Raw genomic sequence first — 20,044 nt, 5'->3', positions numbered from 1 at the left:
CCCGGTCAGGCTGCCAGGCCGCTCCGGCCGCCCGTGCCGAAGCGACGCCCGGCTCGCCTATTCCTGCTCGAAATTGACGTCGTAGGGATACGAACGATGTCGTTCGGCCGCTTCCTTGTAGGATTTCTGCTCGTTCAGGTCGGACTTGCGGTCCCAGAAGATCGCCCGACCGCGGCGCTGATCCTCGACCCATTCGGGATTCCTGGCGAGCATTTCGCGGATGAATAGGGTGTGTTCGGATTCGTACAAGGCCATCTGGCCAACTCCCAAAAGATTGGCCGGCTGACGCCGGCAGACAGCGACAAGAGGCAAATTATACGCTCACGAAATGGCTGGATGGTCCCCAGCATGCCCGCCAACAGTGGCCAGCGCCGGCGGCCGTCAATGGACGACGATCGGCCGGGCGGCACCAGCGCAGTAAGCATCGAGAACGGCGTCGATCGCCTCTTCGTCACGCTCTTTGCCGGGGATCTCGTCCAGCGTTCGGCGCAGTTCCCTGGCCACCGACCCCTGAACGTAAAGGCTGCGACTGGCCGTCTTGTCGACCAGTTCGAAGCCGTGCTGCGGCGGGTAGGCGACGATCGCGTAATTGGCGCTGTTGTAGACAACGTTCATTGTCGGCGATCGCCTAAACCTTGTCGAAGCGCATGATGCCACTCTCGCAAGCGACGCGGATGCTGTCGCCGGCGACGAAGCGCCCTTCGAGAATCGCCCTGGCCAGCGCGTCCTCGAGCTGCGACTGGATCGCGCGTTTCAGCGGCCGAGCACCGAAAACCGGATCGAAACCCGCCGCGGCAATCTCCGACAGCGCACTGTCGGCGACTTCCAGCCGCAAATCCATCTGCGCCAGGCGCTTTTGCAGGTAGGCGAGCTGGATGCGCGCGATCGACTTGATATGCTTCTCGTCGAGCGCGTGGAAGACCACCACCTCGTCAATCCGGTTGACGAATTCGGGACGGAAATACGATTTCACTTCGCCCATCACCGCCAGCTTGATCAGCTGGTAATCGTCACCCGCCATTTGCTGGATCATCTGGCTGCCGAGGTTGGAGGTCATCACCACGACGGTATTCTTGAAGTCGACGGTGCGCCCCTGGCCGTCGGTCATCCGGCCGTCGTCGAGGACCTGCAGCAGGACGTTGAAGACGTCCGGGTGCGCTTTCTCGACCTCATCGAGCAGGATCACCGAATACGGCTTGCGGCGTACCGCTTCGGTCAGGTAACCGCCCTCCTCGTAGCCGACGTAACCCGGCGGCGCGCCGATCAGCCGTGACACCGAGTGCTTCTCCATGAACTCACTCATGTCGATGCGCACCAAATGCTCATCGGAATCGAACAGGAAACCGGCCAGCGCCTTGCACAACTCGGTCTTGCCGACGCCGGTCGGGCCGAGAAAGAGGAATGAGCCATACGGCCGGTTCGGATCGGACAGGCCGGCACGCGAGCGGCGAATGGCGTTGGCCACCAGGCGCACCGCCTCGTCCTGACCGACGACGCGCTGGTGCAGCCGCTCCTCCATATTGAGTAGCTTTTCGCGCTCGCCCTGCAACATCTTGGAGACCGGAATGCCGGTCGCGCGCGACACCACCTCGGCGATTTCCTCGACGCCGACCTGCGTGCGCAGCAGCCTGTTCTGTTGCGCGCCGTCACCTGCCTTTTCGGCGACCTTCAACTGCGCCTCGAGTTGCGGCAGCTTGCCGTATTGCAGTTCGGCGACCTTGTCGAGCTTGCCTTCGCGCTGCAGGCGGAGCATTTCGGCCTTCAACTTGTCAATTTCTTCCTTGATGTGCGCGCTGCCTTCCGCCTGCGCCTTCTCCGACTTCCAGATTTCCTCGAGGTCGTTGTATTCGCGCTCCAGCTTGAGCAGTTCGTCCTCGATCAGCTGCATGCGCTTCTTCGAGGCCTCGTCTTTCTCGCGACGTACGGCCTCGCGCTCGATTTTGAGCTGGATCATGCGCCGGTTGAGCTTGTCCATCACCTCCGGGCGCGAGTCGATTTCCATGCGGATGCGCGCCGCCGCCTCGTCGATCAGATCGATTGCCTTGTCGGGCAGGAAGCGATCGGTGATGTAGCGGTGCGACAGCTCGGCGGCAGCAACGATCGCCGGATCGGCGATCTTGACCCGGTGGTGCAGTTCATAGCGTTCCTGCAAACCGCGCAGGATGGCGATCGTGCTCTCGACCGACGGCTCGTCGACCAGCACCTTCTGGAAGCGGCGTTCGAGCGCGGCATCCTTCTCGACGTACTTGCGGTATTCGTCGAGAGTCGTCGCGCCGATGCAGTGCAGTTCGCCGCGCGCCAGCGCCGGCTTGAGCATGTTGCCGGCGTCGATCGCGCCTTCGGCCTTGCCGGCGCCAACCATGGTATGCAGTTCGTCGATGAAGACGATGATCCGCCCCTCTTCCTGCGCGATTTCCTTGAGCACCGCCTTGAGGCGCTCCTCGAACTCGCCGCGGTACTTGGCGCCGGCGAGCAGCGCCGCCATATCCAGGCTCAGCACCTTCTTGCCCTTGAGCGTTTCCGGCACCTCGTCGTTGACAATCCGCTGCGCCAGCCCCTCGACGATCGCCGTCTTGCCGACGCCGGGCTCGCCGATCAGCACCGGGTTGTTCTTGGTCCGTCGCTGCAGGATCTGGATCGCCCGGCGAATTTCGTCGTCGCGGCCGATCACCGGGTCGAGTTTGCCCTGGCGAGCGCGCTCGGTGAGGTCGATGCAGTACTTGCTCAGCGACTGGCGCTGTCCTTCGGCTTCCTGGCTATCGACGCCCTGGCCACCGCGCACCGAGGAAACAGCCTGCTCGAGCGCCTGCTTGACGAGGCCATGCTGTTTGGCCAGACGACCACATTCGCCCTTGTCGTCGCTCAGCGCCAGCAGGAACATCTCGGAGGCGATGAATTGGTCGCCGCGCTTCTGCGCCTGCTTGTCGGCGAGGTTCAACAGGTTGCCGAGGTCGCGGCCAACCTGGACCTCGCCGGCGTGGCCCTCGACCTTCGGCAGCCGGCCGACCGCCTGCGCCAGCGCCGCCTTGAGCGCCGCCACATTGACACCGGCGCGCGCCAGCAGCGGCGCCGTTGCCGCGTCGTCCTGCTGCAACAGCGCCAGCAGCAGGTGCTGCGGTTCGATCATCTGGTTGTCGTGGCCGACTGCCAGACTCTGTGCATCGGCCAGCGCTTGCTGGAACTTGGTCGTCATCTTGTCGAAACGCATGCGATTACCCTCCGGATAAGTTTGTCCATGCGCTACAGATGGGGGCGAGCGGCCGCCAAGTCAACGCGTCAAGGCTCCGATCTTTTCCGTTTGTTGGCTCGGCAGCGATCGACTCGAGTCGGCACCCGCGAATCACCCGCGCTGGTGGCGGCTCAATCGCGCCAGCGTTCGGCCGCCTGATCGTCGGCCTGGCGCGCGTCTACCCAGCGCGCACCGCTGCTGCCCAGCTCGCGCTTCCAGAACGGTGCCCGCGTCTTGAGGTAGTCGATGATGAATTCACACGCGGCGAAGACCTCGCCGCGATGCCCACCGGCGACGGCCACCAGAACGATCTGCTCGGTTGGCAACAGGCGGCCGACACGGTGGATCACCAGGGCGTCAAGGATTGCCCAGCGCCGCGCGGCTTCGTCGACAATCGCCGTCAGCGCTTTCTCGGTCATCCCCGGATAATGCTCGAGCGTCATTTCGGTCACGCCGCTACCGTCGTTGACGTCGCGCACCAAGCCGACGAAGGACGCCAGCGCGCCGATCCGCGGATCACCCTGACGCAGCGCCTGCAGTTCGGCGCCAACGTCGAAATCGCCTTCCTGGACGACGACGCGCATCGCCTCAGCCGCCGGTCACTGGCGGGAAGAAAGCGACTTCGTCGCCGGCAGCGAGCGGCGAGTCAGGCCGTGCCATCTCCTGATTGACCGCGTAGCGCAGGTTCCTGACCGTGGCCAGCGCCGCCCACTGACCGCCGCGAGCCGACAGAAAGGCGAGCAGGCCGGCGACGTCGCTGACGCCGGCCGGCAGCTCGAGCTCCTCACAACCGACGCCGAGTCGCTCGCGCAAGCCGGCGAAATAGAGAATCTTCAAGATCGTCTCCTGGCTAAGCCAGCAACTCGGAAAACGGCACGAAGCGCACCGTGTCGCCGCGCCGGATCGCCTGCTGCGGCGCATTGTCGATCAGGCCGTCGCCCCACACCGCCGACGTCAGCACGCCGGAACCCTGCTGCGGGAACAACTCGACGCCGTCGTCGGCGCTGGCCCGCGCGCGCAGGAACTCGCGCCGCGCGTCGGGCCGCAACCAGTCGAAATCGGCGCGCAGTGGATAGCTCGCCGGCGCCGTCTGGCGGGCGCCCTGCATCTGCAGAACGAAAGGCCGCACCAGCATCACGAAGGTGACGAAGCTCGATACCGGGTTGCCCGGCAGGCCGATGAACGGCACCGCGCGCACGGCCGTCGCCACCTGCCCGAAAGCCAGCGGCTTGCCCGGCTTGATGGCGATCTGCCACATCTCGAGCCGACCCTCGGCGTCGACAGCGGCCTTGACGTGATCCTCCTCGCCTACCGAAACGCCGCCCGAGGTGACGATCAGATCGTTGTCCTGCGCCGCGTCGCGCAGTGCCTGTCGCGTCGCCGCCAGGTCGTCGGCGACCTGGCCGTGGTCGCGGACCTCACAGCCGAGTTGCCCAAGCAGAGCGGTCAGCAGAAAGCGATTGGCATTGTAGATGGCACCCGCCGGCAGCGGCTCGCCGGGCATCCGCAGTTCGTCGCCGGTGAAAAATACCGCCACCCGCAAGCGACGATAGACCGGCAGCCTGGCGATGCCGACCGACGCCGCCAGCGCCGTGTCCTGTGGCCGCAGGCGTTGCCCGGCGGCGAGGATATCGCTGCCGGCGGCGATGTCGCTGGCCGCTCTCCGGATGTGCTCGCCAAGTGCGGGCAAATGGTCGATCAAGACCTCGTCGCCCAGCCGCTGGCAGCGTTCCTGCATCAGTACCGCGTCGGCACCAACGGGGATCGGCGCGCCGGTAAAGATGCGCGCGGCGCTTCCCGGCTGCAGTCGCTTGCCGACGCTGCCGGCGACGACGCGTTGGCTGACCGGCAAACGCGCCGGCAAGCTGGCCAGATCGGCGACGGCGACGGCATAGCCGTCCATCGCCGAGTTGTCGAGCGGCGGCGCATCGAGTGTCGAGCGTTGCGTTTCAGCGAGCACTCGTCCGGCGGCCGCCAGCGTTGGCTGCAGCGACACGTCGGTCAGCACCGGCGCGGCCGCCAGCAGGCGCGTCAGCGCCAGTTCAAAGGACAGCATGGCTCTTCCCTCCGGCATCGATGGTAGCGAGAATGAAGCGGGCGATCGTCGGCGCGTCGTTCAGATCAAGTGCCACCAGATGCGCCGGCAGCTTCGACGGCAGCGGCCGGTCGCAGGCGACGGCGATAATCTGAGGATGTTCGGGCCACAACGGCGGCTTGCCGTTGGCCGGCCGATAGACTTCCAGCGTCGGGATGGCCTCGCCCTTGAAGCCCTCGACCAGCACCAGGTCGCACGGCGCAAAGTGCGCGACGTAGTCGCGCAGCGACGGCTCGGGAGCGCCGCGCAACTCGTTCATCAACACCCAGCGCGAAGCACTGGCCAGCAAGACTTCGCTGGCGCCCGCCTGACGGTGACGAAACGAGTCTTTGCCGGGGCTATCGATATCGAACTTGTGGTGCGTATGCTTGAGCACCGACACCCGTAGGCCGTGCGCGCCGATCAATGGCAGCAGTTTCTCGAGCAAGGTCGTCTTGCCCGATCCGGAATAGCCGGCGATGCCGAAAATATTCAACGGCAACTCCCCGGCCGCATCTGATCGGGTACCGACAGGACCGCGGCGAAGCCGCCGCCCGGGGTGCGAAAGTTGGTCGTCTGGCCGCGGTAAACGCGCGCCGAAACGAGTTGCACGGCGCCCCGATAGACGTAATTGCGCAAATCCAGCTTGAAGTCCTGCTCGACGCCGTCGACCAGCAGACGCCGCTCCGACGGCCTGACCAGCGCCTGCGCGACGTAGCCACCGCGCGCAATCTGCGCGAAAACGCTGCGCGTCAGCTTGTCGCCGCGGTACGCCGCCTTGCCGCCAAAACCCGCCGATGGTTTGAAGAACCACTGCCGACGACTGCTCCAGAAGGCCTGTGCGTTTTCCGGGACGACTTCCTCGGTGTGCGGGATGCTGCTCGCCAGCAACTGTCGTTGCGGCTCGCCGACGCCGATTTCGGCCAACCAGCGGGCGTCGCCAAGGACCACCAGATTGCGCTTGTCGGCGTACAGCGCGTGCATCTGCGGATGCGGCGTGACGACCACCGCATCGGCCAGATAGGCGGCGCGCAGCGGCGCCTGCGGCGGCTCATCGAGGGCGAAGTCGGTCAAACGATTGTAGACCAGGTCGACGACCTGTCCACGACAGTACAGCTGCCGACCATCGAACGACAGCTCGGCCGGGCTGGCGACGACGGCGGCGATCGCGTGCGCCTCGAAGAGCTGGCGAAAGAGCTCGAATTCGGGCGCCAGATACTGCTCGTCGGGCCGCTCGTCGACGATCGCGATGCGCGCCAGTGGCCGACCGGGCGAGTCGCCCCGCGCCAAGCGCCACTCGTCGCGGAACATCGCGACGAAGCTCGCTTCGAGTGGCGCCGGCACCGGCATCAGCCGCGCCACCGGTGCGCAACACGCGCGCTGCGCGCGCAACAACCGGGAATTCAGCAGGGCGCCGCCGGCATTCGAATTGATCTCGATCAGCTGCGGGCCGTCGGGGCCCAGATGGAAGTCGTAGCCGAGAAAAACACCGGCGGCGGCCGGCGAATAGCGCGCAATCGGCGGTGCGTAGGCGAGCACCCGCTGACGATACGCCGGCAGCGCCAACACCTCTTCGAGCACGGCGATGGTCAGCGCCATCCGCCGCAGATGCGCCTCGCTGACAAAAACGACGCTGTCGGAAAACAGATGCGGTCGCGTCGCCAGCAGCTCGCTGTGCGAAAACGTTCCCTGGCCTTCTTCAAGCGCCTGCTTCAGCGAACCGTGATCGACTGAAATACACGCGCAACCATGATTGAGCCACTCGGCGGCACCGCCATCCGCGAACAGGGGCCCGGCGGCAGAGTTGGGCAGAACTTCGCTCATTCGTCGTCCGCAGTCGGCGGCGTGGCAAAGAAAGCCAGCGCCTCGGCGAGCTCGCGCGTCCTCTTCATCGGCGGCAGGCTGCGCCAGATGCGCTTGCCATAGGGCTTACTGATCAGCCGTGGATCGCAGATCATCAGCACACCGCGGTCGCTCTCGTCACGAATCAGCCGCCCGGCGCCCTGTTTGACGTTGATTACCGTGCGCGGCAACTGATACTCCATGAAGGCGTTGCGACCCTCGCTCTTCAGTCGCTCGATGCGCGCCGAGAGCACCGGATCGTCGGGGGGCGCAAAAGGCAGCTTGTCGATGACCACCAGCGATAGCGCTTCGCCACGCACATCGACACCCTCCCAGAAACTCTGGCTGCCAATCAGGATGGCGTTGCCAAGGCCGCGGAAGCGCTCGAGCAAATCGTTCTTGCTGCGCTCGCCCTGCAGCAGCAAAGGCAGATCGAGTCCCGCCGCCGCCAGTTGCTCGACCAGCAACTCGTGCGTTCGACGCATCGCGCGCAAGGATGTGCACAGGAAAAAAGCCCGCCCGCCGCTCGCTTTGAGCACCGGCAACGCGGCCTTGACGACCGCCTCGGTATAAGCCGGGCTATTCGGGTCCGGCACGTTGCGTGGCACGTAGAGCAAGGCCTGGCGCGGGTAGTCGAAGGGGCTCTCCCAACGCGCCGAACTGGCGTCGGCAAGCCCCATCTCGGCGCAGTAGTGGGTGAAATCGTTTTGCACGGCGAGCGTCGCCGAGGTGAATATCCAGGCCCGCGGATGACCGCTCATCTGCTTTTGCATGATCTCGGCAATCACCAGCGGCGTCGCGTTGAGCTGCAGCGAATGGGTATGCGTTTCTCCCCAGCGGACGAAATCGGCGTGCGCGCCGTCCTGCCAGCTGCGCAGCCGCAGCAGCAGCTCGCCGGCACGCCGCCAGCAACTCTCCAGCCCTTCGGAGCGCTGCGCTTGCGTTTCCAGCAGCGCGGCCAGCGCTTCGATGTCGCTGATTACCGCGGCAACGGCGCCGGCGAAGCCCGCTTGCCCTTCGAGTTGCAGCAGCGCGAAACGCGCCGGCTCGAGCGGCAGCGTCAAGCGCAGATCGCGCACCGTTTTTTCGAGCGCGCCACACAAGCCGGGAAGGTCCAGGCAGTCGCGCGCCGAAGCCAGACCGGCGATCTGCGTATCACGCGCCAGCTCGACGAGTTGCGCGGTCGACACGCTCTCGCCGAAGAACAAGCTGGCGACTTCGGGCAACTGATGCGCTTCGTCGAAAATGACCGTGTTGCACGCCGGCAGCAGCTCGGCGGTACCTTCATCGCGCAACATCACGTCGGCGAAAAACAGGTGGTGGTTGACCACCACCAGATCGGCGGCCAGCGCCTCGCGGCGCGCGGCGAGCACGAAACACTCCTTGTGTTTGGGGCAGTCCTGACCGAGACAATTGTCGCGCGTCGAAGTGACCGTCGCCCACACCGTCGCGTTCTCGGGCACGTCCGCGCACTCGGCCTTGTCGCCGCTGCTGGTCCGTTTGGCAAAGCGCGCGATGCGCTGCGCGTACGCCGCGTCGTCGCGCGACAGAAAACGGCCGTCGGCCAGCGCGCGTTCGAGGTGGTAGTGGCACAGGTAGTTGGCGCGCCCCTTGAGCAAGGCCACCTTGACCGGCGCCTTGAGCGCCTGGCGAATGGTCGGAATGTCGCGCGAGAAAAGCTGATCCTGCAGGTTGCGGGTGCCGGTCGACACGATCACCTTGCCACCGGCAAGCAGCGCCGGCACCAGATACGCATAGGTCTTGCCGGTGCCGGTACCGGCTTCGGCGATCAGCACCAGATTGTCGGCAATTGCCGCGGCGATGCGCTCGGCCAGCTCGAGCTGTTCGCTACGCAGGCGATAGCCGGGAACGCCGGCAGCCAGCGGTCCATCGGCAGCAAAGACTTCGGAAAGCAAGGTGGTCATGCGCTGTTCACCGGAAACAGCGCGCATGCTAACAGATGCTGGCGCTGGCCGTGTGGCCGCCGCTCGACTATTGGTTTGCGTCCTGCATCAGCTCGCGCAAGAACTGAATGGGAATCGCGAAGCTGATTCCCGAGGGCTTGCTGAGGATCGATTCCTTGGTTTCCTTGACGAAGACCATGTTGATGATGCCGACGACTTCGCCATCGCCAGCGTCGTACAGGGGGCCACCGCTGTTACCGGGATACGCCGTCGCGTCAAGCTGATAGATGTCGAAGCTACCGCTGCGCAGCCGCTGGATCACCTTGGCATTGAGTTTGCTGGAGTTCGCCCCGGGCAGGACAATCGGCGTCACCGCCGAGATGATGCCGCGGTGCGTCACCGGCGACAGGCCGAGTACGGCGCCGATCGGGAAGCCGGTAAACGCCACCGACTGCCCCTCGCGCACCGTGCCCGCCGCCTGCAAGCTCAGTGCCGGCAAGGCCGCACCGTCGATCCGCAACAGCGCCAGATCGTGCTCCTTGTCGACGGCGACCGATTGCGCGGCGCGCTGCTGCACGTTGGCAGCCGCCGAACGCGCGACGATCACCAGGACCTCGCCCGCCGCCTCGTCGATCTTCTCCGGAAGGACGTGCGAATTGGTCGCCACGTGGCGACCGTCGCCAACGACGAAGCCGGTGCCGCGCATCATGAATTGCGGGCTGCGCGTCCGCTGATACGTGCCGACGACGACCACCGAAGGCTTTACCCGCTCGATCACCTGCGGCAGGTCGGCGGCGACCGGCCCGGCGATCAGCAGCGAGCCAAGCAGCGCCGCCGCCGCCAAAAAGCGGCCCGGCGCCGACCCCCGTTGCGCCGCCGAACGCGGCTTGCCGGCGTCGCTGCCGAGCACGCCCGGCGCGTCAATCGACGCGGCCAAGAGCAAGGACCAGAAGTTCATGTTATTCCCCAGGCCATCAAAGGCCTCAGCAAAGCACTGTTGAAACCCGAGAAAGCGGCAGCGGCCAACGATCTTGTTGCCGCGTCCAAGGGTCGTTATGGCAGGTGAGTCGCACCACCGCGGATGATGAAACTCAGGACCGTTTCCCTCTCACTTGCAGTGCGCATTCCGGCTTGCACGCCGGAATCGTTCGCCGGGCAGGGAGCAGGCTCCCTGAATTCCCCGCCTCACCCCTGGCCCTTCTCCCGCAAGGGGAGACGGGAGTTTCGAGAGTCGCGTAGGCGACTTTCACATTAAATGCGCTGCGCCAGCGCCTGCTCTGCCGGCGTGGTGATGGCTTGCCATCGCCACGGCCGCCTGCCGTCGCCGCTTGCCGACCGCTAGCTGCCGTTGGCCAAGCGGATCCGTGACAACTCGGGCGAAGGCGTCGTCACCCTGGCGTCGTAGGGATGGTCATCGCGCTTGAAGAGGCTGATGATCCGCTTCACGTAACCCCGCGTCTCGGCGTAGGGTGGCACACCACGGTAACGGTTGACTGCCCCTTCACCGGCGTTGTACGCCGCCGCCACCAGGCTGACGTCGCCTTCAAAATAGGCCAGCAGCCAGCGTAGATAGGCGAGGCCGCCGCGCAGGTTCTGCTCCGGGTTAAACGGGTTCTTGACGTTGAAACGCGCCGAGGTATCGGGAATCAGCTGCATCAGACCCTGCGCGTTCTTGTTCGACAGCGCCTGCGAATTGAAATTGGACTCTGCCCTGATGACGGCCAGCGCCAGGCGTGGGCTGACGCCATATTCCGGCGCCAACTGATTGACCAGCCCGAAGACGACTTTTTGCGCTTCACTGCTGGCCACCAGAACATCGTGGCCATCGTCGGCCAGCACCGGCGGCCGCATGCACTCGGGCACAAGCGACCCGGGCTCGCCGACAAAGCGTTGCATCTTCTGTGACTGCGGGTGCCCTTGTTTGGCCGCCAGGTCAAAAAAGTAAGCGGCCCGCGAGTCGTCCCGGTCGACGCCACGACCGTTGGCGTACATCCAGCCGAGACTGAACTGCGCCTCGGCGTCGCCGAGACGCGCCGCGTCACAATACAGGCTGGCCGCCCGCAGCGGATCCTTGGGAACGCCTTCGCCATGCTCGTAGCGCAAGGCCTCGCTGCGAATCGCCAGCCGCCGTTCGCCATCCTGCTCGCCCGCGCCATCGACGGCTGCGTGTGCCGCGAACGACGACGCGGTGAGCGCCAGCAATCCGCAAAAGAACAGCGAGCCGCGGCGCCGCAACAGCTGACAGCGAAGGCCAGCGGCTTTCATCGGCGAACCTCGTCGGCGACGGCGAATCGTGACACGTACCAGGGCATCGCCGCGCGCACGCCCTCTTCGAGCCGGTGGCTCGGCTGATAGCCGAGCAAGCGCCTGGCCTTGCCGATGTCGGCCTGCGAATGGCGCACGTCGCCGGCGCGGAAATCGCCGTACACGGCTTGCGCGCTACTCACTTCGGGGTGAATTTCCGAGAGCGTGTCGCGCAGGATCGCGAACAGACGATTCAGCGAGGTACGACCGTCGACGGCGACGTTGTAAACCTCGTTGACCGCCGCCGCGTCGTCACTGCACGCGGCCAGCAGGTTGGCCTGCACGGCATTGTCAATGAAACAGAAATCACGGCTGGTCTCGCCGTCGCCGTTGATCGTCACCTGCTCACCGAGCAACAGCGCCCGCGTCCAGCGCGGAATCACGGCGGCGTACGCTCCCTCCGGATCCTGGCGGGCGCCGAAAACATTGAAATAGCGCAGACCGATCGACTGAAAACCGTAGCAGCGTGCAAAGACCTCGGCGTAGAGTTCATTGACCAGCTTGGTCACCGCGTACGGCGAAAGCGGCCGACCGATGCACTCCTCGACCTTGGGCAGCGCCTGATGATCACCATAGGTCGAACTCGAAGCGGCGTAGACGAAGCGCTTGACGCCGGCATCGCGAGCCGCGACCAGCATATTGAGAAAGCCATCGACGTTGCTGCTGTTGGTCAGCACGGGATTGGCCAGCGAGCGCGGCACCGAACCCAGCGCCGCCTGATGCAGTACGAAATCGACATCACGACACGCATCGTGGCAGGCATCGAGATCGCGGATATCGGCCTCGATGAAGCGATGCCGCAACCACTGCTCGGGAGCCACCAGCGCGCGCACCTCGTCGATGTTCCGCCGGTGCCCGGTGGCGAAATTGTCCAGACCGACGACGCTCTGGCCGAGTCCGAGCAGAGCCTGCACCAAATGCGAGCCGATGAAGCCGGCACTGCCAGTCACCAGCCAGCGTGCCGGTTGCGTCTGCAAACGCCGGCCAAGCGCGGCGAACGCTGGCGAGTCGGCAGTGCGGGAACTCACAGGCGCCACACCGTCACCCCTTGCGAACGCAGCTGCGCGGCGTCGAATATTCCCTTGACGTCGGCCAGCACGCCGCCCTCCTGCAACTTGCCCACATAATCGGCCAAGGGCCGCTCCTTGAACTCGCGGTGCGCGACGGCAGCGACGATCGCCGCTGCTGGCGGCAATTGTTCCCAGCTACGCAGCTCGACGCCGTACTCGTGGCTTGCTTCAGCGGCATCGGCAACGGGCTCATGGACCAGCACCTGCGCGCCGTACGATTCCAGTTCACGAATCACATCGATGACATGCGAGTTGCGCAGGTCCGGGCAATCCTCCTTGAAGGTCAGACCGAGGACAATAATCGGCGCACCCTTGACCTGCCAGCCATTGCGAATCAGGTGCTTGACCGTCTGCTCGGCAATGAATTTTCCCATCCCGTCGTTGATCCGCCGTCCGGCGTTGATCACCTGCGGGTGATAACCGAGCATTTCGGCCTTGTGCGTCAGGTAGTAGGGGTCCACGCCGATGCAGTGGCCACCGACCAGACCTGGCCGGAAAGGCAGAAAATTCCACTTACTGCCAGCGGCTTCGAGCACCTCGAGCGTATCGATGCCGATGCGATCGAAAATGATCGCCAGCTCGTTCATCAGCGCGATGTTCAGATCGCGCTGGGTGTTTTCGATGACCTTGGCGGCCTCGGCAACCTTGATGCTCGACGCCGGATAGACGCCAGCGGTGATCACCTCCTCGTAGACCTGCCGGACGCGCGCCAGCGTTTCCGGGCTATCGCCGGAAACCACCTTGACGATCTTGGTCAGCGTCCGCTCCTTGTCGCCGGGGTTGATCCGCTCGGGCGAGTAACCGACAAAGAAGTCCTTCTGCCACTTCATGCCGGAATGCTTCTCGATGATCGGAATGCAGACCTCTTCGGTGGCGCCGGGGTAGACCGTCGATTCGAAAACGACGGTTGCGCCACGCTTGAGGTTCTTGCCGACCGCTTCCGACGAGCCAATCAAGGGTCCGAAATCGGGCTGATGCGCCTGGTCCACCGGCGTCGGCACGGCGACGATCACGAAGTCGGCCTCGGCCAGCGCCGCCGGATCGGTACCCACTTCCAGATGGATAGCGGCCTGCAGGTCGGCGCTGCTGACCTCGCCGGTCGGATCGACGTACTGACGATACTGCGCAATCTTGCTCGCCGACAGGTCGAAACCGATCGTCCGGCGCCTCTTGCCGAACTCGACAGCAAGCGGCAAACCGACGTAACCCAAACCCACCACAGCAATAATAGTCATGAACTCCTGATCCTCCGAAAGTAATTTCTTGTCAAGTACAAGGGATTTCTACAGCCCTTTGAGCAGGCTTGCAACTTCAGCCTGCGCCGGGAACTTGTCGCCCAGCGCCGCCAGCTGCTCGAGCTCCTTCCTGGCCTCGCTCTTCTGAGCGGCGGCGATCAGGCCTTTGGCGTAGTTGAGACGAATCTGCGACGCCTCCGGAGCGATTTCCAGAGCTTTCTTGAGCAGCTCGAGGCCGCGCGCCCTATTGTCCTTATCGCCCTTGTCGATCAGCAGAACGGCGAGGGTATCCATCAGCGCCGGTTGATTCGGCGCCAGCTTGTTTGCCTTCTCGGCGTATTCAAGCGCCTTCGGATCCTTCATCTGGCCGGCAACCCAAGCCAGATTGTTGAGCAGCGCCGGCGTGTTGGGCTCCATCTCGAGCAAGATGCGGTAGTCCTTGGCGGCACCCGCATAGTCCTTGCGGGCGGTCGCGACCTCGGCCATATAGAGACGGAAACGCCCGTCCTTGGGGTTGGCCTTCAGCCAACTGTCACCGAATTTGTCGGCGGCACCGGCGTTGCCGCCGGCGGTCAGCACGGCGTACACCTTGATCGCCAGCTCACTCGCCCCGGGAACTGCCTTGAGGCCGGCACGGTAAGCGGCCTCGGCTTCGCTCCAGGACTTCTTGGCGACGTAGGCGTCGCCCTCGAAAACGTAGCCGATGATCTCCTTGGGCCGCTGTTTCTGCACCTCGCGAGCGACGGCGAGCGCCTCTGGGAAGCGCCCGGCATTGATTTCAAGCATCATGATTCCGCGTTGCGCTTCGAGCGAATCCGGCTTGATCTTCAGTGCTTTGTGCAGACTCTCGAGTGCCGCCGGCTTGTTCTCGGCCGAGACTTCGACCTCGGCCATACGCAAGTACGGCAAGGGATTTTCGGGTTGCAGCGCGACCATCTTGCCGTAAGTCGCCAACGCTTGGTTGTAGTCGCCGGCGGCCTGCTGGGTGCGTCCTGCGGCATCGAGAATCTCTGCCCGATCAGGCATCGCAGCAACGGCCTCCTGGGCAGCGGAGAGCGCACTCTTGACGTCTTTTTTGCCCAGATAAAGGCCGATCAAGGCCAGACGCGGCGCCGGTGCTGTCGGATCGGCGACCACCGCGCGCTTGATCAGACTAGCCACTTCTTCGGTCGAGCCACCGGCTCTGGCGCTCATCTGGGCGAGCGCCAGCAAGGCCTGCACGTTCTTGGGATCCTTCACCAGCAGCGTCTCGAAACGCTTTCTGGCTTCCTCGGGCTTCTTCTCGTACATATCCAGATTGGCCAGATTGGCGGTCGCCGGAAAGTAGAGCGGGTCCAGCGACAGCGCTTTCTCAAAGCTCTTGCGCGCGCCGCCGACATCTTTCTTGCCAAGCTGCGCGGAGCCGCGCAGGTTATGGATCAGTGGGTTGTCGGGTTGTTTTTTCTCCAAAGCGGCGATCGCCTTGAGCGCCTTGTCAAAATCGCGACGCTGCAAATGCGTCGCGATCAGAGCCAGATCGGCCTGATTACCGGGATCGACTGCCGCCACCTCCTCCAGGTCGCGAAGCGCGACGTCACTGTCGCCAGTGGCCAGATTGACCAATGCCAGCGAAGTCTTCTTCCCGACATTCTGTGGGTCCAGCGCGGCGGCCTTGGCAAAGTACTCGCCGCTCTTCTCGACGTCGCCGTTCTGCAGATAGACCTGGCCGGCGAGCGCCAGCATGTTCGAGTCCTTGGCGATTTTGTCGAGTACCGGTTCGAGGGTGCTCAGGGCCTTGGCCGGCTGCGCGTTGCGCAGGTAGCTGGCGATCAGGACGCGGCGGGCAACGCCGAGCGGCGGCGTCTTGGCAAGCGCCTTGAGCAGGTAGGCCTCGGCCTGCGGGTAGGCCTTCAGTTCGTACTCGATAAGCCCAGCCAACTGCAAGCCGAGCGGGCTGTCCGGAGCAAGCTTCAGCAACTGCAGAATGGCTTCCTGGGCGGCCGGGTAGTCTTTCTGTTGATACGCCAGCGTCGCCCGCAAGTAGTAGGTCTGGGGGTGATTGGCGGCGATCTTCTGCAGCGCGCCGAGCTGCGTTGCGGCCTCGTCCAGCTTGCCCTGGGCCAGCAGGATCTTGATCGCTGCCGCGTGCGCAGGGACAAAATTTGGCTTGACTTCCAGCGCCTGCCGATACGCCAGCAGGGCGCCAGCAGCGTCACCTTGGGCCGCCAAGACGTTGCCTTTGAGCTGCCAGGCGTCTTGCTGCTTGGGCGATTTCGCGATTACCGCGTCGAGCAAGGCCAGCGCGCCGGGGAAATCACCCTTGCTGGCGCTCACCGTTGCCTGGCCGATCAGCGCCGGCGGGTAATCCGGCTGCGCCGCCAGGGCCGCGACATAGGCGGCATCAGCCAGCTCGGCCTTGCCTTGCATCAGATAGGCTTGCGCAAGCGAGGTTTTGAGATCGGCGATCGCCGCCGGCGTCGACAGCTCGGACTTGGCCAGGTCGTCGGTCACTTTCTGTACCTGACCCAGCGCCAGCATGGCGCGGGCCAGGGGCGGGATCACCTGATCGGCAGGAGACTTCAAGCTCTGAGCCTTGCGCAACTCGACTTCAGCGCCGACCGGGTCGCCCGCTTCGAGTAGCGCCTGGCCAAGCAGAACACGCGCCTCGGCCAGGTCGGGTTGCTGTTGCAAGGCATTCTTCAACTGAATGGTAGCCGCCTTGTGGTCGTGCTTGGCCAGGTAGTCTTTGGCCGATGCCAGCATGGCTTCGGGCTTTTCGCCGCTACAGCCAACCAGCAGCAGAGCGGCCAGCAGACCGGAGACAGTCGCTTTGCGCAGCAAGTGAATCGAGTTACGAGTATTCATGAGGGTCCCCACGGAACGGAAAAGTTGACTAGCAAAAACCGCTACTTCAGTCCAAATCGATGCATCAGGTCGTAGAGTGTCGGGCGGCTGACGCCAATCAATTCGGCCGCCCGAACGACGTTTCCATCGGCGTGCGCCAAGGCGGTAATGATCACCCGCCTTTCGGCGTCGTCACGAGCCTGTCGCAGATCCAACAGCACCGCGTCGCGTTTCGCGTCGCCAGCCGCCAGGCCAATGTCGTCGGCCGTGATCTGATTGCCATCGGCCATGATCACCGCGCGTTTGATGCAGTTTTCGAGCTCGCGCACGTTACCTGGCCAGGGGTGCAACTCGATCGCCCGCAAAGCATCTTCGCGCAGCGTCATCGCGCCGCGATTCTGTTCGTCCGAGAAACGCCTGACGAAGGCGTGCGCCAGCAAAGTGGCATCGCCTGAGCGAGCGCGTAAGGGCGGAATGTTTACCACAATTTCAGCCAGGCGATAGTACAAATCCTCGCGGAAGCGCCCCTCGGCGATCAGCGACTTGAGATCCTGGTGCGTCGCGCAGACGATGCGTACGTTGACCGGGATCTCTTGCCGCCCACCGATCCGCTCGATCACCCGTTCCTGCAGAAAACGCAGCAACTTGGCTTGCAGCGAATGCGGCAGATCGCCGATCTCGTCGAGCATCAAGGTGCCGCCGTTGGCGGTCTCGATCTTCCCCGTAGTCGTCTTGGCAGCACCGGTAAAGGCGCCCTTCTCGTAACCAAAAAGCTCGCTTTCCAGCAAATTCTCCGGGATCGCCGCACAGTTGATCGCGACGAAGCGCTCACGGCGCCGCGGCGACGCGTTATGCACGGCCCGCGCCAGAACTTCCTTGCCGGTACCGCTCTCACCAAGCAGCAGCACTGTCGCATCGCTGACGGCAACCTTTTCGATCGTTCGACAAACGCGCAACAACTCCGGATCGCGAGTCAGCAGGCCAGACAACACATCGGGCTGCTGCATCGACTGCAGCCGCCGGTTCTCCTGCTGCAATTCATAGAGACGATAGGCACGTTCGATGGTCAAGCCGAGCATCTCGATTTCGAAGGGCTTGGCGAAGAAATCGTAGGCGCCGAGGGAAATGGCGCGCAAGGCATTGGTCCGATCATTCTGGCCGGTCAGAACAATAACCTTGGTGTCCGGTGCCAAATTCAGGATCTCTTCAAGCAGCCGGAAGCCTTCCGAGACCGAATCGGCATCGGGCGGCAAACCGAGATCCATGGTCACCACCGGCGGTTGGTAGCGGCGAATCTGCGCCAGCGCGCTCTCGCGATCGTCGGCAGTCAGCGCTTCGTACTGGTCGAACGCCCAGCGGATCTGTTTCTGCAGCGCCGGGTCGTCTTCGACGATCAGCAAATGCGGCAACTTCTCGGAACTCATTCCAACTCCTTCGGAGCAGCAGCGGCAGCGATTCCCGCGCTCGTGTCGAACAGTGGCAAAAGCAGGTTCACCTGCGTTCCGGCATCGACAGCGCTGTCGACCGACAGCTTGCCGCCCAACTCATTGACGTACTGGAAGCTCTCGTAGGCGCCGATTCCCATGCCCGTCGGCTTGGTCGTCTGAAAGGGCTTGAACAGCCGCTCGCGGACGAACTCGGGGCTCATTCCGTGGCCGGTGTCGCCGACCTCGACCAGCGCGTTGTTTCCCTGCCGGGCGATCCTCACCCACACGCGACCGCCCGCTTCCGTTGCCTCCAGCGCGTTCTGCACCAGATGGCCGATCACCCGCTCGATCCGATCCTCGTGGCCGCGCGCAACCAGTCTTTCCTCGATCGTCACTTCGACCTTGCGTCCCTGGCCCGACTTGGCGGTCTGAATACGCCGCACGGCATCGGCCAGCTCGATGCCGCGCGGACCATCCAGCGGCGTCGCGCCTTCGCGGAGTTGCAACATCAGCTGTCGCATCCGCTCGACCGAGTTCTCGACGGTCATCAGCATGTCCTTCTGAAACTCGGGATTGTCGCGATGGCGCTCGGCGTTCTTGAGCATCAGCGACAGCTGCGCGACGATGTTCTTGAGGTCATGCACGACAAACGCCGACATGCGGTTGAACGAGTCGAACTTGCGGACTTCGAGCAATGCCTCGCTGCCCTGCATCTGACCGAGAAAAGCACCGGCCTGGCGAGCGGCGGTCTTCAGGAGATCGTTCACCTCCCAATTCACGTCGATTCTGGCGCGCGCCGTGGCCAGCACGACGAAGGCGATCAATTCGTTGCCGGTGGTCAAGGGAACAACCAGCCAGGCGTTCGGCACCTCGACCAGCCAGGACGGCAAAGCGAGCCCGTCGTAGCGCCGTGGCAGGGACCGATACTCTTCGAGGTTGATCACCCAGCCGCTCTCCAGCAGAAACTTGCACAAGGAACTGCCATCTTCCTCGGTGGCCGCCGATACCGGCATGTTCCAGCACGCGGCCTGGGCAAAAAAACGACCCGAGGGATCTTTCAACCACAGCGCCCCGCCCGGACTCTCGACCATGTCGGCCAGGCCGCGTACGGCGTGGCGCCCCATGTCCGAGAAGCCATCCTGTGAGGCCAGCGTCTGCGTGAAGCGCAGCCATTCCTCACGATAGTCATAGCGGTAGCTGAAGAAATGCTTGCCAACCAGGACCCGCAAGCGCGCCCGCATCGAACCCGAAAAAGTCAGCGCGACAAGCACCAACAAGGCCGCAAAGAGTAGCGCGAGTTGCAGAGCCCGCCCCCATTCGCCGCCAAAGAAACGCACGTAGTAGCCGGCGGAAGCCATGAAAATCAAATACGCGCCGACGATCACCAGCGTCGCGGACTGCAGCGCGGCGCGCTGCGACATCACCAGTCGGCGCTTCCAGTCATGGCTGCGGATCGCCGACAAGGCCACCAGCGGCAAGCTCACCGCGTGCGCAAAACCGCGGATACTGAAAGCGTCAAGGTCGAGCCGGTTGAACAACAGGGCATCGGAATACAGGTACATATCGAACAGGAAAGCGCCGCCGAGCCCGAGGCACAGGGGCTTGATGCTCCAGCGGAAATCAGGCGACACCCGGCGGAACAGTTGTTCGAGCAGTAGCAGACCGAAGACACTCATCGCCAGCGAGGCAAACAAGGCCACGCGCTGCGGCGGCAGCGGGAAATCGATGCCGAAGACGACCAGAAGCTGCGAGCCGAAACCGCCCAGCGACAACAACACGGCGAGCGCGGTAAACCACCCGAAGGACTCCGTCGAACGCTCGCCATCGGGGACCTGCGGCTTCATCAGGACGAGCAGGAAGAGATACCAGCCGCCGAAGCGCAGTGCGTCGGCCAACAAGCTGCCAGCATAGAAGATCAGCTGACCGGTGAGCGCGAACGCCATCCCCAGCATTGCCCACAGCGCACAGAGGGCAACGGCCAGGAACATCGCGCGACTGCGCCCGCCCGCCCGCCAACCCGACGCCAGGTAGAGCGCCAGCATGGCAGCCAGCACGCCGGCCAGGCCGTAACTCCAGGCGGAAACAAGTGCCATGTTGCGGTCCATTACGATCTACGCTCCTCTGATAATCGACACC

General features: G+C 64.1%; 16 protein-coding genes. All 16 read right to left on the bottom strand.

Features of this window, described 5'->3' with window-relative positions:
• Positions 1 to 57 precede the first annotated feature (57 nt).
• The gene (locus tag QZ656_RS09505; RefSeq protein ID WP_291993150.1) at positions 58 to 255 is read right to left on the bottom strand and encodes a DUF3460 family protein; all 198 of its coding nucleotides are present in this window, start codon (positions 253 to 255) and stop codon (positions 58 to 60) included.
• A gap of 126 nt (positions 256 to 381) precedes the next feature.
• Positions 382 to 615 carry a DUF3567 family protein gene (locus tag QZ656_RS09500; RefSeq protein ID WP_291993149.1) on the bottom strand — a complete coding sequence of 78 codons (234 nt, stop codon included), beginning with the start codon at positions 613 to 615 and terminating at the stop codon, positions 382 to 384.
• 13 nt (positions 616 to 628) lie between these two features.
• Entirely contained in the window at positions 629 to 3,208 is a 2,580-nt protein-coding gene (gene clpB, locus QZ656_RS09495) for an ATP-dependent chaperone ClpB (RefSeq protein ID WP_291993148.1), read from the bottom strand.
• A gap of 152 nt (positions 3,209 to 3,360) precedes the next feature.
• On the bottom strand, positions 3,361 to 3,813 hold the full coding sequence (gene moaE / locus QZ656_RS09490; RefSeq protein WP_291993147.1) for a molybdopterin synthase catalytic subunit MoaE: 453 nt from the start codon (positions 3,811 to 3,813) through the stop codon (positions 3,361 to 3,363).
• Between the two features lie 4 nt (positions 3,814 to 3,817).
• Positions 3,818 to 4,069, bottom strand: a complete 252-nt coding sequence (gene moaD, locus QZ656_RS09485; protein WP_291993231.1) for a molybdopterin converting factor subunit 1 — start codon at positions 4,067 to 4,069, stop codon at positions 3,818 to 3,820.
• Positions 4,070 to 4,079: 10 nt separating this feature from the next.
• On the bottom strand, positions 4,080 to 5,285 hold the full coding sequence (glp, locus tag QZ656_RS09480) for a gephyrin-like molybdotransferase Glp (RefSeq protein ID WP_291993146.1): 1,206 nt from the start codon (positions 5,283 to 5,285) through the stop codon (positions 4,080 to 4,082).
• The gene (mobB, locus tag QZ656_RS09475) at positions 5,272 to 5,799 is read right to left on the bottom strand and encodes a molybdopterin-guanine dinucleotide biosynthesis protein B (protein WP_291993145.1); all 528 of its coding nucleotides are present in this window, start codon (positions 5,797 to 5,799) and stop codon (positions 5,272 to 5,274) included. The genes glp and mobB overlap by 14 nt, the downstream gene beginning before the upstream one ends.
• A complete protein-coding gene (locus QZ656_RS09470) occupies positions 5,796 to 7,127 on the bottom strand; it encodes a hypothetical protein (protein WP_291993144.1) in 1,332 nt (443 codons plus the stop codon). The genes mobB and QZ656_RS09470 overlap by 4 nt, the downstream gene beginning before the upstream one ends.
• A complete protein-coding gene (locus QZ656_RS09465) occupies positions 7,124 to 9,097 on the bottom strand; it encodes an ATP-dependent DNA helicase (protein ID WP_291993143.1) in 1,974 nt (657 codons plus the stop codon). The genes QZ656_RS09470 and QZ656_RS09465 overlap by 4 nt, the downstream gene beginning before the upstream one ends.
• 40 nt (positions 9,098 to 9,137) lie before the next feature.
• The gene (locus QZ656_RS09460) at positions 9,138 to 10,007 is read right to left on the bottom strand and encodes a serine protease (RefSeq protein ID WP_291993142.1); all 870 of its coding nucleotides are present in this window, start codon (positions 10,005 to 10,007) and stop codon (positions 9,138 to 9,140) included.
• A gap of 380 nt (positions 10,008 to 10,387) precedes the next feature.
• Positions 10,388 to 11,314 carry a transglycosylase SLT domain-containing protein gene (locus QZ656_RS09455; RefSeq protein WP_291993141.1) on the bottom strand — a complete coding sequence of 309 codons (927 nt, stop codon included), beginning with the start codon at positions 11,312 to 11,314 and terminating at the stop codon, positions 10,388 to 10,390.
• The gene (locus QZ656_RS09450) at positions 11,311 to 12,381 is read right to left on the bottom strand and encodes an SDR family oxidoreductase (RefSeq protein WP_291993140.1); all 1,071 of its coding nucleotides are present in this window, start codon (positions 12,379 to 12,381) and stop codon (positions 11,311 to 11,313) included. Before QZ656_RS09450 ends, QZ656_RS09455 begins: the two co-directional genes overlap by 4 nt.
• Entirely contained in the window at positions 12,378 to 13,658 is a 1,281-nt protein-coding gene (locus QZ656_RS09445; RefSeq protein ID WP_291993139.1) for a nucleotide sugar dehydrogenase, read from the bottom strand. Before QZ656_RS09445 ends, QZ656_RS09450 begins: the two co-directional genes overlap by 4 nt.
• 48 nt (positions 13,659 to 13,706) lie before the next feature.
• Positions 13,707 to 16,502 carry an XrtA/PEP-CTERM system TPR-repeat protein PrsT gene (prsT, locus tag QZ656_RS09440; protein WP_291993138.1) on the bottom strand — a complete coding sequence of 932 codons (2,796 nt, stop codon included), beginning with the start codon at positions 16,500 to 16,502 and terminating at the stop codon, positions 13,707 to 13,709.
• Between the two features lie 41 nt (positions 16,503 to 16,543).
• Positions 16,544 to 17,905 (bottom strand): PEP-CTERM-box response regulator transcription factor, encoded by a 1,362-nt coding sequence (gene prsR / locus QZ656_RS09435; protein ID WP_291993137.1) that lies wholly within the window; start codon positions 17,903 to 17,905, stop codon positions 16,544 to 16,546.
• Positions 17,902 to 20,001, bottom strand: coding sequence for an XrtA/PEP-CTERM system histidine kinase PrsK (prsK, locus tag QZ656_RS09430; RefSeq protein ID WP_291993136.1), 2,100 nt, complete (start codon positions 19,999 to 20,001; stop codon positions 17,902 to 17,904). The genes prsR and prsK overlap by 4 nt, the downstream gene beginning before the upstream one ends.
• Positions 20,002 to 20,044 lie beyond the last annotated feature (43 nt).

The sequence above is a fragment of the Candidatus Accumulibacter sp. ACC003 genome (genome assembly GCF_907163085.1).
In the GTDB taxonomy this organism is placed as follows: domain Bacteria; phylum Pseudomonadota; class Gammaproteobacteria; order Burkholderiales; family Rhodocyclaceae; genus Accumulibacter.
This window is presented reverse-complemented; position numbering and strand designations above follow the sequence as displayed.

Bases quoted from the DNA above. Each gene is read 5' to 3' on its own strand.
- QZ656_RS09505 (WP_291993150.1), bottom strand. From the start codon at position 255: ATGGCCTTGTACGAATCCGAACACACCCTATTCATCCGCGAAATGCTC.
- QZ656_RS09500 (WP_291993149.1), bottom strand. From the start codon at position 615: ATGAACGTTGTCTACAACAGCGCCAATTACGCGATCGTCGCCTACCCG.
- clpB (WP_291993148.1), bottom strand. From the start codon at position 3,208: ATGCGTTTCGACAAGATGACGACCAAGTTCCAGCAAGCGCTGGCCGAT.
- moaE (WP_291993147.1), bottom strand. From the start codon at position 3,813: ATGCGCGTCGTCGTCCAGGAAGGCGATTTCGACGTTGGCGCCGAACTG.
- glp (WP_291993146.1), bottom strand. From the start codon at position 5,285: ATGCTGTCCTTTGAACTGGCGCTGACGCGCCTGCTGGCGGCCGCGCCG.
- QZ656_RS09470 (WP_291993144.1), bottom strand. From the start codon at position 7,127: ATGAGCGAAGTTCTGCCCAACTCTGCCGCCGGGCCCCTGTTCGCGGAT.
- QZ656_RS09465 (WP_291993143.1), bottom strand. From the start codon at position 9,097: ATGCGCGCTGTTTCCGGTGAACAGCGCATGACCACCTTGCTTTCCGAA.
- QZ656_RS09460 (WP_291993142.1), bottom strand. From the start codon at position 10,007: ATGAACTTCTGGTCCTTGCTCTTGGCCGCGTCGATTGACGCGCCGGGC.
- QZ656_RS09455 (WP_291993141.1), bottom strand. From the start codon at position 11,314: ATGAAAGCCGCTGGCCTTCGCTGTCAGCTGTTGCGGCGCCGCGGCTCG.
- QZ656_RS09445 (WP_291993139.1), bottom strand. From the start codon at position 13,658: ATGACTATTATTGCTGTGGTGGGTTTGGGTTACGTCGGTTTGCCGCTT.
- prsT (WP_291993138.1), bottom strand. From the start codon at position 16,502: ATGAATACTCGTAACTCGATTCACTTGCTGCGCAAAGCGACTGTCTCC.
- prsR (WP_291993137.1), bottom strand. From the start codon at position 17,905: ATGAGTTCCGAGAAGTTGCCGCATTTGCTGATCGTCGAAGACGACCCG.
- prsK (WP_291993136.1), bottom strand. From the start codon at position 20,001: ATGGCACTTGTTTCCGCCTGGAGTTACGGCCTGGCCGGCGTGCTGGCT.